The organism is Edaphobacter bradus, from assembly GCF_025685645.1.
In the GTDB taxonomy this organism is placed as follows: domain Bacteria; phylum Acidobacteriota; class Terriglobia; order Terriglobales; family Acidobacteriaceae; genus Edaphobacter; species Edaphobacter bradus.
This window is the reverse complement of the sequence record NZ_JAGSYF010000004.1, coordinates 40,905-54,551: the sequence shown is the minus strand read 5'-3', so window position 1 is coordinate 54,551 and position 13,647 is coordinate 40,905. Positions and strand designations below refer to the sequence as shown.

Below are 13,647 nucleotides of genomic sequence, written 5' to 3'. Positions count from 1 at the left end.
CTCTTATGCCACTGCCCTGCCCCAACGGTGCTATGCCTTCCACATCACTGGCTTTGCTAGCATTTCAACAATCGAATTGCATCCAAGGAATACATGACTCAAAAAATCCGCAAAGCTGTAATTCCCGCCGCAGGTCTCGGCACACGATTTCTCCCCGCAACCAAAGCAACTCCCAAGGAGATGCTGTGCCTGGTCGACAAGCCGCTGATCCAGTACGGTGTCGAAGAGGCCGTAGCTGCGGGCTGCACAGAGATCATCATCGTCACCGGTCGCGGCAAGACGACAATGGAAGACCACTTCGACAAGTCCTTCGAGCTTGAGGCGACGCTCGCCGCGAAGAACAAGACTGCGCTGCTCGAGGTTGCACGCTCTGTCTCGAAGCTTGCCAAGATTACTTACACGCGGCAGTCTGAACCCCTCGGCCTCGGCCACGCTGTGCTGCAGGCCAAAGAGCTCGTCGGCGACGAGCCCTTCGCGGTGCTGCTGCCGGACGACATAGTGGACGCGAAGATTCCCTGCATGAAGCAGATGGTGGCGGCGTTCAACGAGACGCAGTCCACGATTCTCGGCTCCGAAGTTGTTCCGGGACCGGCCATCTCGTCGTACGGATGTCTCGACTGCACTCCGGATGCGAAGAATCCACGGCTGCTTGCCGTCAAGGACATGGTCGAGAAGCCACGGCCGGAAGAGGCCCCATCGCAGAACGCGATCATCGGCCGCTACATTCTCACGCCACGCATCTTCGAGATGCTTGAGCGTATTACGCCTGGCGCTGGCGGCGAACTGCAGCTCACCGACGGCATCAAGGCACTGCTGCAGCACGAGAAGGTGTACGGCTTCAGCTACGAGGGCAAACGTCACGACGCCGGCGACAAGCTCGGCTTCCTGAAGGCGACAGTCGAGTTCGGCCTCAAGAACAACCAGCTAGGCGCAGACTTCCGCGCATGGCTCAAGTCGTTTCCGTTCTAAGGATCCTCAGCCTGGACTGACCGGTTCGAGCGTCGCGAACCGGTCTTCCCTGTGGAGCATCTTTCACGTTTCCTGAATCATCCAATCTGCCGTACCCACCGTACGGAGAAAACTGGATGCCTTCGCTCTTCGACCCTATTCAGCTTGGTGACCTTCATCTTCCCAACCGCATCTTCATGGCGCCGCTCACGCGCCTTCGCGGCACATCGGATCACATCCCCACTCCCATGATGGCGGAGTACTACGCGCAGCGTGCCTCGGCGGGCCTCATTATCTCCGAGGGCATCCCCGTCGATCCGCTCGGCGTCGGCTACGCAAATGTGCCTGGGTTGTGGTCGCAGCAACAGGTGGAGGCGTGGAAGCCGATTACGGCAGCGGTGCACAATGCAGGAGGCCGGATCTTCGCACAGATCTGGCACGTCGGCCGCATCTCCGACCCCGAGCTTCTCGGCGGCCGCCAGCCCGTCGCTCCCAGCGCCATCGCGGCCACCGGCAACGTCAGCCTCCTCCGCCCGCAGCGCCCATACCCCACACCCCGCGCCCTCACCATCGAAGAGATCAAGCAGACCATCGAGGCCTTCCGTCGCGCCGCCCAGAACGCAAAGCTCGCGGGCTTCGACGGCGTCGAACTCCACGGAGCCAACGGCTACCTGCTCGACCAGTTCCTTCAGGACGGCTCCAACCACCGCACCGACGAGTACGGCGGCCCCATCGAAAACCGCGCCCGCCTCATGCTCGAAGCAGCCGATGCTGCCATCTCCGTCTTTGGCCCCGGCCGCGTCGGCATGCACCTTGCCCCGCGCGGCGACGCGCACGGCATCTCCGACTCCAACCCCACCGCCACCTTCACCTACGCCGCGCGCGAGCTCGGGAAGCGCAAACTTGCCTTCATTGCTGCTCGCGAGCATGTGGGTCCGGACAGCCTCGGCCCCGATCTCAAGCAGGTCTTTGGCGGAATCTTCGTCGCCAATGAAGCCATCGATCAGAAGACCGGACAGCAACTGCTTGATGAGGGCAAGGCCGACGCGGTGGCATTTGGGAAGCTCTTCATCGCGAATCCCGATCTTCCGGCACGATTCGCGAAGAACGCTCCATTGAACCATCCTGAGCCGCATACGTTCTATGCTTCCGGTCCTCATGGTTACGTCGACTATCCCGCACTCGCTGGCTGATCTGACGGCTCCCTTTCTGACAGGATCGGCTCTTCCCTTGAGGTGTAGGCTCGGTCCCCTCATTTGGGCTTTAATAGGCAAATGCGAACAGGAACCCGCTCCCGCTACGCCTATGTGGTACTACTGTTGGCGCTGCTCGGATGCAGAGGAGACGCGCCCTACGTGGTTCCCGATGCCCCCATGCCACCGAACACCGTCCTCCTCGCACAGATGATGCGCGAGCTCTCGGCGACTCCCGGCTTCACCGAAGCTCTCCTCGCCCAGCTCAACCGAGACGGCAAGCAGGGCCCGGCCCTCCTCACGCCCGCACTCCTCAATCGCCTGCGCGAGCTCATCCTCGGCAAGGACTGGCAGCACCTCGACCGCTTCCCCGGCTGGACCATGACCGGGATCAACCCCACCGTGCGCGTCGTCAGCAAAGCCGTCTCAAAAAACAATCCAGCGACCGAAACCGCCCTTCACGCCGGCGCACCCTCCGGAACCGTCAGCACGGCCCCCACACAGCCTGGCCACGCCAGGGAGTACATCGACCTCGGTCCCTACACCCTCGACAAATCCGAGACCGTCTCCCTCGACCACCCCTCAACCCTCCCAGGCTTTACAGCCGATGGCATCGTTAGCGACCTCGGCTCCGGCGTCGTCCGCGGCGACGGTCCCAACCCAACCCTCGCACCGATGCACGCCGAGAGCCAGCGCATGGCCGACGTCCTCAACCGCCTCAGCCTGAACGCACTCGAGAACTCCGCAACCGTCACCGCCCAGATCGGCGGCAACAGCGCAACCACCCCGCAAGCGCTCATCGAAGCCCTCACCGCCACCGGCCACACCGTCCTCGTCTACGACTCCCGCTACTTCGCCAACTTCGGCCATTTTCACTTCAAAGGCGATGACGTCATGATGCCCTTCTGGATCGACTCCCAGATCGGCATCCCCGGAACCAAACGCTCGCTCCTCGTCCCCGTCAGCCATGCCGAGTACGAGTGGCAGATTCGGGCCCCGAAAGACAGGCCCGGCATCAACGCCAACGTCAGCTACTACTTCGGCATCGACGGCAAAGCCGAGTTCCGCACCATGGACACGCTCGACCAGGCCTGGGTCCTCGGCCGCCACGCCCACGAATACCGCGACGCCAACGCCATCGAGGTCACACGCCTCACCGGCCTCATGGTCGTCGCCTATATGCGCCAGCACCTCGCGCGCCCCGATCTCCCCTTCGGCGGTTACTACACCCTCGGCGTCTGCCAGGATGGCGTCGCCGCCATCGAGAGAAAGATGACCGGCCACGACACCCTCTTCCCCAACACTGCCGATGACTCGCTCTTCAACGACCCTCGCGACGGCGAGATCAACGCGCTCCTTCAGGCCCTCCCCACAGACCGCAACGGCGTACCGCCCAGCCCCGAGCGCATCTTTGGCTCGCTCCCTACCGCCAACTTCGACGCCATCACCATCCCTGGCCTCGCCGGCGATCTCGTCACCGTCCACGACGCATGGCAGGATGGCTCACTCGAACGCACGCCCTCATGGATTCGTAAGATGACCCTGCGCCTCATTGGAGCAACCGGACTCGTCTCGCTTCTCGGCATCCTGCTCTTCCGCCGACGCCGCGCGGAGTAAGAGCGGCTCTCTACTTGCTGGATGAACTCGCTGCCGTCGTCGTGGAGGAGGCGGTCGATGACGAAGACGACGCCGTTGATGAGGCCGGCGCACTCGAAGCGCTCGCCGAGTCCGGCGACGTGCTCTTGCTATCGCCGGCAGCCTTCGGCTTCGCGCTCGAGTACAGGTCCGAGTACCACCCGCCACCCTTGAAGCTCACCGCCGGGACCGAGAGCACGCGCTCCAGGTGTCCGTTGCAGTGCGGGCAGATCGTGATCTCCGGGTCGGAGAACTTCTGCCTCCTCTCGGTGCGTTCGTGACACTCGGTGCATTCGTATTCGTAAAGCGGCATTGCGAAAGTCCTCTCGTTCAACTGCCGGAACCGGCGTAGGCCTGTTCCATCAAAAATCAACGCGGGGCATCGGTCTCGCGGGCTACTCTTCGACTGAAACCGTCTCCCAGTCCTCCGCGTCCTTGTCCTGTCCTTCGCTCGTGCGATTCAGGCTGATCGTCGTCGTCGGAAACTCAATCGACTTCGGATTGGGGATCTTCCCCAGTACAACCACTCCGCTCTCAATCGCCTTCGTCAGCACCCGCTGCCGCGAAGCCGGCGCAATCGTCCATGGGAACGAGTACGAAGGCAGCGCCGTATCGCGGAACCATTTCAGCGAAAGGAATGGCTTGCCCTCGCTCTCTGCCTGCGCCAGCGCATCGCAGCACTGCTTCAGCTCCTCTGCGGTTGCCTCTGCCGGCTCGTTCACCTGCTGCTTCGCAACCCGTCCGGTCGCCACCGGCTGCGCGCTCTGCGGACGCGCTACCCGAGCCGTCGCAATCGGCTCAAAGTAAATCACAATCTCGCCCTTCTTGGGGTCCCAGTGCGACGCCGAAGCATTGCTCCGCTTCTTGCGTCCCTCTTCCTCAAGCTGCACGACCGGAGCAAATCCCTCCGGAATCAGAAATTTCAACGCCGCCGTAATCGTATCGTTCAGGGGCGCACGGCGAAGGGCCTCAAGTCCGGATTGAATCGTCTGTTCAATCTCGCTAATAGTTGCAGGGGAAGAAGCAGTAGATGGCACGAAAAAGATGACCTCTAAAAAGTAAAAAAGAAATATGTTCTGAACCTAGAATACCAACCAATCCCGCCATTCCAAAAACAGAAGGCCGGTATTCAGCCGGCCCTCTGCTTTCTGCACTGTACGGGCAGCCTACAGCTTGCCCAGCTCAATCAGGCGTACGCTCGCAATCGCCTCCACCTTGCGCAGCGCCTCCACGGCAGCGGTCGCAGCCGCGGCATTCGCAACATCGATCTGCACCACGGCCAGCGCCTGTCCCTGCGGAACCCGCTGAGACCGGATCGACCGTCCCAGCGCGAAGTTCGCGATGTTCACCGCGTTGTCGCCCAGAATCGTTCCGATGCGTCCCACTACACCCGGAACGTCATGATTGCGAATCGCCACCAGCGTCCCCGTCAACGGGGCCTCGATGTCGATCCCGTCATACGTCAGCAGCCGCGGCGAGTTGCCATGCAGCACCGTCGCCGATCCGCTCGTATCGCCCTCCGAGGAGTGCAGCACCAGCTTCAGCACCGAACCCGCTCCGCCCACCGTAAACTCTTTCTTGTCCTCCTGAATCCGAATCCCGCGCTCCTGCGCAATCGCCGCCGCGTTGATCCGGTTCGCGGTACTGCCGTTTTCGTTGTTGCCCTCCGAACCCGCAAAGATCCCGGCAATCGCAGCATTGCGAATCAGGTCCGTCTTGCCAGCAGCGATCCGACCGGTATAGGCGATCTGAATATTCTCCAGATTCCCCGGAGTCCCATGCGAGAGGAACCGTCCCAGCCGCTCCGCCATCTCGATATACGGCGAAACCTCCTTGTACTCTTCATGAGTCAGCGACGGCAGGTTCACCGCATTCTGCACCACACCCAGCTTCAGGTAGTCGCGGACCTGCATCGCCAGCTGAATCCCGATCGCCTCCTGCGCCTCATCTGTCGAGCCCGCAATATGCGGCGACAGAATCACATTCTCCTGCTCGAAGAACGGCGACTCCTTCAGCGGCTCCTTGTGGAAGACATCCAGCGCTGCGCCGCCGACCTTGCCCTCCTTCAACGCCTGCGCCAGATCATTCTCGACGATCAGCTCGCCACGTGCGCAATTAATGATCCGCACGCCCTTCTTCATCACCGCAAGCGAGGTCGCGTTAATCATTCCCTCGGTCTGCGTCGTCAGCCCCACATGCAGCGTCAGATAGTCCGACCGCCTGAAGATCTCCTCGATCGGCACCAGCGTCACATCGTTCTCGCGCGCAATCACCGGCGCGATAAACGGGTCATAGCCGATCAGCTCCATCCCGAAGCTCCGCGCCCTTCGCGCCACCTCGAGCCCGATGCGCCCCAGTCCCACGATGCCCAGCGTCTTGCCGCGCAGCTCCTGCCCCTGCAGCGACTTCTTCTCCCACTTGCCCTGGTGCATCGTCGCGTTCGCCCGCGGCACCGACCGGGCCAGCGAGATCATCAACCCCAGCGTCAACTCGGCGACGGCCACAGCATTCGCGCCTGGCGTATTCATCACCACGATGCCCCGCCGCGTCGCCGCGTCCGTTTCGATGTTGTCGACGCCAACGCCGGCCCGGCCCACAACCCGAAGCTTCGGCGCGGCTTCCAGCAGCTTTGCATCCACCTGCACCGCCGAGCGCACAACCAGCGCATCCGCGTCCGCAAGCTCTGCCGCAAGACCATTCTTAATCTGGTCTGCGGTCACGACATTCCAACCCGGTTCCTGTTTGAAGACAGCAAGGGTGGCAGGAGAAACTTTCTCAGCAAGAACGATCTTCAAGATGACCTCTTTGAGTTGATACGTCGGTTTAGGTTCATTTTAGAGAATCGCCGGAGTCATCGCTTCTCATCGGACCAAAAGGCTCTTGCGAAGGTCTTTCATCAGCAGCATCAGATGAAGATCGTCGCCAGGACATCGCTCAAAATCGAATCTCTCATAAAAATCTCGTGCTGCTTCGTCTATGGCATGGACAAGCACCGCGCGGATGCCGATTATCTCCGCTGCCCGTTCGATGCGAACCAGGGCATCTTTGAGGAGCGCGCTGCCAAAGCCTTTTCCTTGTTCATGCCGGTCAATCGCTAAACGTCCGATAAGGCTTAGTGGTACGGGATGACTCGCCTGCCCCTGAGCAGCGCGAAGCGTTGCCCGATCGCGCTCAATGCTGGCGGCGCAGATGGCATAGTAACCACATACAACGTTTCGGCGATGAAGGACATAGGTTCGAGCGCTGTCGTTGGACTGGCTTTGCAGGGCATGCCGTTTGAGCCAAATGTTCAATGACTCATGACCTCCACAGTCGAAGGCTCCTGAATCGTGCTTCTTTGAAAGAAGCTCTATCTGAAACTCCTCAAGCATGGGCTATCGACGGGATCTCCGTTCGAGCACGCTTGGTTCCGTCAGCAGCTTACGAAGCCGGGGCTTCACCTTTGCTGGAGCATCCAACGCAGCAGTGAAGGCGGCCCATTGCTCCTCGGTGTAAACAAAATGCCTCTGCGAGGCAAGTTCCTCTTCGGCGCGAAGACAGGCGCTCTCTACAAGAAAACTCGAGACGTTGGCGCTCCTCTGCTTGGCCGCCAGTTTAATGAGTCTGGCTTGTGCTTCGGTCACACGAACGTTGAGCCGTTCAGAACGTGTTTTGAGTAATGTGGAAGGCATGAAAAGTCTCCGTACATACAGTGTATGACAAAAATCGGGCCTGGTAGATTCAACGCATTTTCGCGCTCAGACAAAATAGTGCGGAACAAACGAACTCAGATTATTCGTTATCGGCCCCGAAGACTCGCGAATCCCCATCCCACAACACTCCTGGTCCACCATCCACAGCCCCAGCACCGGATGCCGCGTCGCCCCCGGCCTCAAATTGTCCGCAAACGCGGCCTCAGGCCCCAGCGCCTGCACGATCTCCGCTCCCGTGTATCGCCCACCGGTCGAATACTCCGTCGCACCATCGCGCACCACCGTAATATTCTCGCCCTCCCGCGAGAACAGCGGCTTGCGAACATAGTCCCTCATCCCATGCGTATTGCGGCCCCCCTCGTTGGCAAAGTGCGCCTCAAGCAGCAGCTCATGCCCCGGATACATCTCCCACAACACCGGCAGAATCCCCTTGTTCGAAAGCAGCATCTTCCACACCGGCTCCATCCATCGCATGCTCTGGTACGTCCTGAGCGCCGCCGGCCCGAACTCTTCCGCGACCATCAGCTCCCACGGATACAGCTTGAACACCGAGAACATCTGCTGCTCATCCGGATCGACAAACCCCTGCCGCTCCTCATTCCACCCAATCTCCTCCATCAGCATCTGCCGCGTCTTCACCCCGGCCTGCTCCGCCGTGTCGCGCAGATACGCCAGCGTCAACTGGTCCTCCGCATTGTCCAGCCCGGCGAAATACACCGGCTTCGACAGATACGGATCCACATCCTTCCACTTCGCAATCAGCTTGTCGTGGATCGAGTTGAACTGGTCCGCGCTCGGAAACTGCTCCTCCAGCCACGACCACTGAATCACCGCCGCCTCCAACAGCGCCGTCGGCGTGTCTGCGTTGTACTCCAGCAGCTTCGGAGGCCCATCCCCGTCATACGCCACATCGAACCGCCCATAGATAGCCGGCGGCTCCGCCTCCCACGCCCACTCAATCGCCGCCACGGCCTCCGCGGGAATCCCCAGCTCCGCATACCGCTTGTTATCGATCACATGCTGCGCCGCCGCCAGACACATCTCCTGCAGCTCATTCCCCGCAGCCTCCAGCCGGTCGATCTCCGCCGCCGAAAACTGGTATGCCGCAGACTCATCCCAGTAAGGCCGGTCCATTCCCTCGCCCTCAGGCGAATGAAACACCAGCCCTGCAGCTTCCACCTTCCGCTGCCAGCCGTCCCTCGGCGCAAGCGCAATCCGCTGCATCACGACCCCGCCCCGCCGCCCCGTCCGCTGCCCTGCGCGCTGCTGTCATGCCCGCCGCTATCGCTCATCGAACTCCCAAAGCCACCCCGCACCGTCCCATGCCCCGACGAGTCTGCGTAACTGTGGCCTGAAACCGGCGCATAGCTGCCGCCTCCCACCATCGTCCCGCGGTCATATCCGCCCCACCCGCCGTAGTAGTAGCGATAAATATTGGGAAAATACCCGGTGCCGTTCGGATTTTGATTCTGCGCTCCCGGGGGCTGGTTCGCGCACAGGCTGTCGTCCACCACGCGATTGTTCTCATCCACACAACGCTGCATCTCAGGCTTGTGGCAGCCGCTCATCATCGCAATGGCGGCCGCCGCAAGCAGAGGTGCAGCAACATGTCTGGACTTACGCATCGGCGCATTCTTTCATAACGACCGACTTCAGTTGCAATTTATTTTGAGGTTCTCTCGGCGTAGACCTTCTGCGCGGCAATCAGACCATTGCCGAACGCAAACCCCGGAGTCGGTAGTGACTTCGCCACCACCTGCTCCAGCGCCCCAATCAGCGCGATGGTATCCAGATAGTCAAAGAAGCCCAGGTGAGCAATCCGGAAGATCTGCCCCTTCATCTCGCCCTGTCCGTTCGTGATGATCGCCGCAAACCGCGACTTCAGCTCTTTCACCACCACTCCCGAATCAACGCCCGCCGGAGGCAGCACAGCCGTAGCCGCAGCACCTGGCGATTCGCAGAAGATCTTCATCCCCAGCGCCTCGACAGCCGCCCGAGTCATCGCGGCAATCGTCTCCGCGTTGTCGACCAGCTTCTTGCGACCCTCCACAAGGTTGCCATCTGCCTGCGCGGCAATGTAATCCAGCGCCGCGCCCAGAGCAGCAATCAGCGCCACAGCAGGCGTATACGCGCTTTCACCATTCTTCGCGTTCTTGCGCTCCTTGCGCAGGTCGAAGTAGTACCGCGGATTGTACGTCGCCTCCATGCGGTCCCACGCGCGATCGCTCACCGCCAGATAGCTCAGCCCCGGAGGAATCATCACCGCCTTCTGCGAGCCGCCGATCAGCACATCCACGCCCCAGCCATCCATATCCAGGTGCGACGTGCCCAATCCAGTAATGCCATCGACAATCAGCAGCGCCTCGCTACCTCTGTCCTTCAGCAGCTTCGCCACTCCCTGCACATCGTGGCGCACGCCCGTCGAGGTCTCATTGGCCTGCATGAACACCGCGCGCGTCTCCAGCTTCAGCGCCGCGGCCACCTCATCCAGCGAGAACGTCTTGCCGTACGGCGCGCTCACCACATCCACCTCGCAGCCGAAGGCCTTGGCCAGCGCCGTCCAGCGCTCGCCAAACTTGCCCGCCGTCAACACCAGCACGCGGTCGCCCGGCGAGGTCAGGTTCGAAACTGAAGCCTCCATCGCGCCCGTCCCCGAGCTCGACAGGATAATCACATCATTCTTTGTCCCCACAAACTCCTTCAGCTGCGCCAGAACACGGGTGTACAGCGCGCGAAACTCAGGAGTACGGTGGTGAACATCAGCGGCCGCCATGGCGAACTGGGCGGCAGGAAGCAGCGGCGTAGGGCCTGGAGTAAACAGACGTGTCTTCCGGATCATGCCTCCATTGTATCGACCACGCCCCAACCGCCCGGCGTTCTATCATAAAGAGTTGAGTGAGAGTAGGGAGTGCAGGGGCTTCCATGCTTACGAAGAACCATTGTTCTTTCGGAGGGAGCACAGGTGCTTCCAATCCTACGAAGAACCATTGTTCTTTCGGAGGGAGCGCAGGGCTTCAGCCCTGCGACTAGCGATTCCACAAAAGAGGGCTTTAGCCCCGGCTCTTTGCTGTATCACGGGAGATTAAGAATGAGCATCAGTAAAAAGATCGACGCCGACATCATCGCCGCCATGAAGGCCAAAGAAGAGCACCGCCTCACCACCCTACGCATGGTCAAGTCCGCTCTCAAGAGCAAGGCGATCGACAAGCGCGCCGAACTCACCGACGCAGAAGAGACGCAGATCCTCTCCACCCTCATCAAGCAGCGCAAGGAGTCCGTCGAGTCCTTCCTCAAAGGCAACCGCCCCGAACTCGCCGCGAAGGAGCGGGACGAGATCGCCATGATTGAAACCTACCTCCCGCAGGCCGCCAGCGAAGACCAGATCCGCACCGTCGTCCACGAGGTCATCGACCAGCTTACGGTCAACGGAGTCAGACCCGGCCCCAAAGACATGGGACCCGCCATGAGGGTCGTCCAGCAGTACATCCTCGCCAACGGCCTCCGCGCCGACGGCAAGCTGGTCAGCGAAATCGTCAAAGCCGAACTCGCAAAGTAGCCAACAACAAAACAACGCTCCCTACACAGCCAATCCGCCGCGCATCGCCTCTGCGTCCTTCGCGTTTCCCTTCGCGTCCTTCGCGTTCGTCGTTGCCGTTGCCTTTGCCTTTGCCGTTGCCGTTCTAGTTGTCATTCCGACCGAAGCGAAGCGGAGTGGAGGAATCTGCTTTCCTTCCCGGAGGGCACCGACACTTAGGGAAAGCTGCCCCGTCAAAGTTTTCCACAGATAATCTGTCAAGCCCCCAAACAGCCTAAGCCACACAAAACAAACCAGATCGCCGTGGCAGAGTAGTTTCCCTCAATCCGATAAAATAGAAACAGCCAGGAAAACAGGTAAGCCCCGGACATCCGGGGATTTTTCCATTTAACCCATAACCCATTTGTTTTGAATATTTTGAGCATTAAGTCCTTTGGATGGAATATTTTACGCTACAGATCCAAGCCTAAGTCGCGTCGATTGAATATTTTACGAGAAAACCCGGGGGGGGTACCCCTCAACCTGCAAAAAAGGAGAATGCAGATGTCGAACTTTACCTACAGCGAGGCCGGCTTCGCCCTCACCAAATCCTTCGAGGGCCTCCGACTCAACGCCTACCCCGACTCCGCAGGCGTCTCGACCATCGGTTACGGCCACACCGGCCGCGGCGTCCACCCGGGCCTCACCATCACCGAGGACCAGGCCACAACCTTCCTCCTCAGCGACCTCGCCCACGCCGTCACCGGCGTCAACCGCCTCGTCACCGCGCCAATCCACCAGAACCACTTCGACGCGCTCGTCGACTTCACCTTCAACCTCGGCCTGGCGACGCTCGCCCACTCCACGCTTCTGCGCGCAGTCAACGCCGGAGACCTCGCCTCCGCCGCCGGCCAGTTCATCCTCTGGGACCACATACGCGGAACCGTCGTCCCCGGCCTCCTGCGCCGCCGCCAAGCCGAAGCAAAGCTCTTCAGCTCGTGAAGAGCTCTGCCTGCCGCTATTCCGCATTCTCCTGGTTGTCATTCCGTATTCTTTCTGGTTGTCATTCCGTATTTTTTCTGGTTGTCATTCCGCAGCGAAGCGGAGGAATCTGCTTTTCGTTGCCGCTCCGCCGCTGCTCGGGTGGGAATGAAGGCAGCTAGACGCTGACCGTCTCGTGCCGTTTTGCCGGTTGATACTCTCCCGGAACCGTGCGGTTCGAGATCGCCAGCCGGTTCCACGCATTGATCGTCACAATCGCAAACGTCAGGTCCGAGATCTCCTTCTCGCTCAGGTGCGCGCGAGCCTCCTCATACACCGCGTCCGAGGCGTGCCCGCTCGTGATCTGGGTCACCGCCTCGGCCCAGGCGAGGGCGGCGCGCTCGCGATCGGTGTAGTAGGGGCACTCGCGCCAGGCGTCGAGGGAGTAGAGGCGCTGCTCGCTTTCTCCGAGGGCGCGAAGGTCCTTCCAGTGCATGTCGAGGCAGAAGGCGCAGCCATTGATCTGCGAGACGCGCAGTTTGACCAGGTGGATCAGGCCTTCTTCAAGTCCGCACTGGGCGAGATACTTTTCGAGGCCGAGCATGGCATGGTAGCCGACGGGGGAGAGCTTGGCGTAGTTGAAACGTGGCTGCATGGTGCTTCTCCTTTGTGGGTTTAGAAGGTTGATTGGCCGACGGTCTCGCTTGTCACTCACAAGTGCGGTCTGGAAAGACGGCGAGCAAAAGAGCTCCGGCTGAGGCAGAGAAGACGGAGTAGTCGAGCGGCTTCTTTAGGCCGAGCGAGATGGCCATCGAAATGGCAAAGAGCAGAAGAAGGATGGAGGAGCCGAGCGCCACGTAGCGGGGCCAGGCACTGGCGCGGACAATGCGAGCAGGGAGAACACCGTAGAGGATGAGTGCGAGGCCGAAGACGATCTCGCCAATAGTGGCCGCCCAGGCGAAGAAGGGAATCGTGGACGCAGGCAGGAAGGCCAGGACCTTAGCGGTGTACGCCGTGAAGTTAGCAAAGTTGCCCCATCCTCCGTAGCGGCCGAGGAGACCAAAGCGGTCAGCAACCGCAGAAAGGAAGGTGACCCCAAGGGCGATCTGGGCGTAGCGGATGGCGAACGGCTGAAGACGCCGAAGCCGCAGTGCAAAGGCTTCGATGTGGTGAGCCGCTGGAAAAGTGCTCATGGACGTGAATCTCCTTTCGTGGACGGAGCAGGAACGCTGAGTTCTGTGGGGTGGTCACAGACGAAGGTAGCGAGGAAGGTCGTTGGCTCAGTCTGGCTGGCGTTGGCGGAGACCAGATGGCGGCCGTTGGGAGCCTCATAAAAACTCTCGCCTGCGCGGTACACGGTGACTGGGCCGGGTTGCACACTCCCTGGATCTTGCACCTGCATGCGCACGGCGCCGGTAAGGACATAGCCGATGACAGGGCAAGGGTGGCTGTGAGCTGCGTTGGATTCACCGGGGCCGTAACGGACCTCGACCATGTGCACGGCAAGATGGTCCCCATCGAGCTTCGGTAGCGGCTGCGAGAGGACCGTGCGGGTGCGCGCAGTGGACCCATGCTGCGCTGCCTGAGCCTCCCGCGGCGGCGCAACAACTGCAGCCTCCAGCCGCAGCGGAGCATGCAGGATCAACGCAAAGATGTAAGCCCAGTGATCGAAGACAGCCATCAC

General features: G+C 60.9%; 16 protein-coding genes. 5 read left to right on the top strand and 11 right to left on the bottom strand.

What is annotated here, in order from left to right:
* The first annotated feature begins 93 nt into the window (after positions 1-93).
* From galU to OHL16_RS15235, 3 genes are all read left to right on the top strand, one after another.
* Positions 94-969, top strand: a complete 876-nt coding sequence (galU, locus tag OHL16_RS15245; protein WP_263368044.1) for a UTP--glucose-1-phosphate uridylyltransferase GalU — start codon at positions 94-96, stop codon at positions 967-969.
* Between the two features lie 116 nt (positions 970-1,085).
* On the top strand, positions 1,086-2,141 hold the full coding sequence (locus tag OHL16_RS15240; protein ID WP_263368043.1) for an alkene reductase: 1,056 nt from the start codon (positions 1,086-1,088) through the stop codon (positions 2,139-2,141).
* 81 nt (positions 2,142-2,222) lie between these two features.
* Positions 2,223-3,758: a hypothetical protein gene (locus tag OHL16_RS15235; RefSeq protein WP_263368042.1), complete on the top strand. Its 1,536-nt coding sequence runs from the start codon at positions 2,223-2,225 to the stop codon at positions 3,756-3,758.
* A 10-nt stretch (positions 3,759-3,768) separates the two neighbouring features.
* On the opposite strand, the gene OHL16_RS15230 is transcribed toward OHL16_RS15235, so the two are convergent.
* From OHL16_RS15230 to OHL16_RS15195, 8 genes are all read right to left on the bottom strand, one after another.
* Complete coding sequence (locus tag OHL16_RS15230; RefSeq protein WP_263368041.1) at positions 3,769-4,089, bottom strand: FmdB family zinc ribbon protein; 321 nt, start codon at positions 4,087-4,089, stop codon at positions 3,769-3,771.
* Positions 4,090-4,171: 82 nt separating this feature from the next.
* Positions 4,172-4,813 carry a hypothetical protein gene (locus tag OHL16_RS15225; RefSeq protein ID WP_263368040.1) on the bottom strand — a complete coding sequence of 214 codons (642 nt, stop codon included), beginning with the start codon at positions 4,811-4,813 and terminating at the stop codon, positions 4,172-4,174.
* 129 nt (positions 4,814-4,942) lie between these two features.
* Positions 4,943-6,571, bottom strand: a complete 1,629-nt coding sequence (serA, locus tag OHL16_RS15220; RefSeq protein WP_263368039.1) for a phosphoglycerate dehydrogenase — start codon at positions 6,569-6,571, stop codon at positions 4,943-4,945.
* A gap of 66 nt (positions 6,572-6,637) precedes the next feature.
* Entirely contained in the window at positions 6,638-7,147 is a 510-nt protein-coding gene (locus OHL16_RS15215; RefSeq protein ID WP_263368038.1) for a GNAT family N-acetyltransferase, read from the bottom strand.
* Positions 7,148-7,150: 3 nt separating this feature from the next.
* Positions 7,151-7,447: a type II toxin-antitoxin system TacA family antitoxin gene (locus OHL16_RS15210; RefSeq protein ID WP_263368037.1), complete on the bottom strand. Its 297-nt coding sequence runs from the start codon at positions 7,445-7,447 to the stop codon at positions 7,151-7,153.
* Between the two features lie 66 nt (positions 7,448-7,513).
* A complete protein-coding gene (locus OHL16_RS15205) occupies positions 7,514-8,692 on the bottom strand; it encodes a glutathionylspermidine synthase family protein (RefSeq protein ID WP_263368497.1) in 1,179 nt (392 codons plus the stop codon).
* On the bottom strand, positions 8,692-9,093 hold the full coding sequence (locus OHL16_RS15200; RefSeq protein WP_263368036.1) for a hypothetical protein: 402 nt from the start codon (positions 9,091-9,093) through the stop codon (positions 8,692-8,694). The genes OHL16_RS15205 and OHL16_RS15200 overlap by 1 nt, the downstream gene beginning before the upstream one ends.
* 38 nt (positions 9,094-9,131) lie before the next feature.
* A complete protein-coding gene (locus OHL16_RS15195) occupies positions 9,132-10,307 on the bottom strand; it encodes a pyridoxal-phosphate-dependent aminotransferase family protein (RefSeq protein ID WP_263368035.1) in 1,176 nt (391 codons plus the stop codon).
* Positions 10,308-10,556: 249 nt separating this feature from the next.
* Here OHL16_RS15195 and OHL16_RS15190 point away from each other — a divergent pair, with 249 nt between their 5' ends.
* Positions 10,557-11,024: a GatB/YqeY domain-containing protein gene (locus OHL16_RS15190; protein WP_263368034.1), complete on the top strand. Its 468-nt coding sequence runs from the start codon at positions 10,557-10,559 to the stop codon at positions 11,022-11,024.
* A 522-nt stretch (positions 11,025-11,546) separates the two neighbouring features.
* Positions 11,547-11,984, top strand: coding sequence for a lysozyme (locus OHL16_RS15185; protein ID WP_263368033.1), 438 nt, complete (start codon positions 11,547-11,549; stop codon positions 11,982-11,984).
* A 157-nt stretch (positions 11,985-12,141) separates the two neighbouring features.
* Here the strand turns inward: OHL16_RS15185 and OHL16_RS15180 are convergent, their stop codons facing one another.
* The 3 genes from OHL16_RS15180 to OHL16_RS15170 are packed head-to-tail and all read right to left on the bottom strand — an operon-like array spanning position 12,142 to position 13,644.
* A complete protein-coding gene (locus OHL16_RS15180) occupies positions 12,142-12,618 on the bottom strand; it encodes a carboxymuconolactone decarboxylase family protein (protein WP_263368032.1) in 477 nt (158 codons plus the stop codon).
* Between the two features lie 52 nt (positions 12,619-12,670).
* Complete coding sequence (locus OHL16_RS15175; protein ID WP_263368031.1) at positions 12,671-13,156, bottom strand: DoxX protein; 486 nt, start codon at positions 13,154-13,156, stop codon at positions 12,671-12,673.
* Entirely contained in the window at positions 13,153-13,644 is a 492-nt protein-coding gene (locus tag OHL16_RS15170) for a cupin domain-containing protein (protein ID WP_263368030.1), read from the bottom strand. The genes OHL16_RS15175 and OHL16_RS15170 overlap by 4 nt, the downstream gene beginning before the upstream one ends.
* Positions 13,645-13,647: the final 3 nt, after the last annotated feature.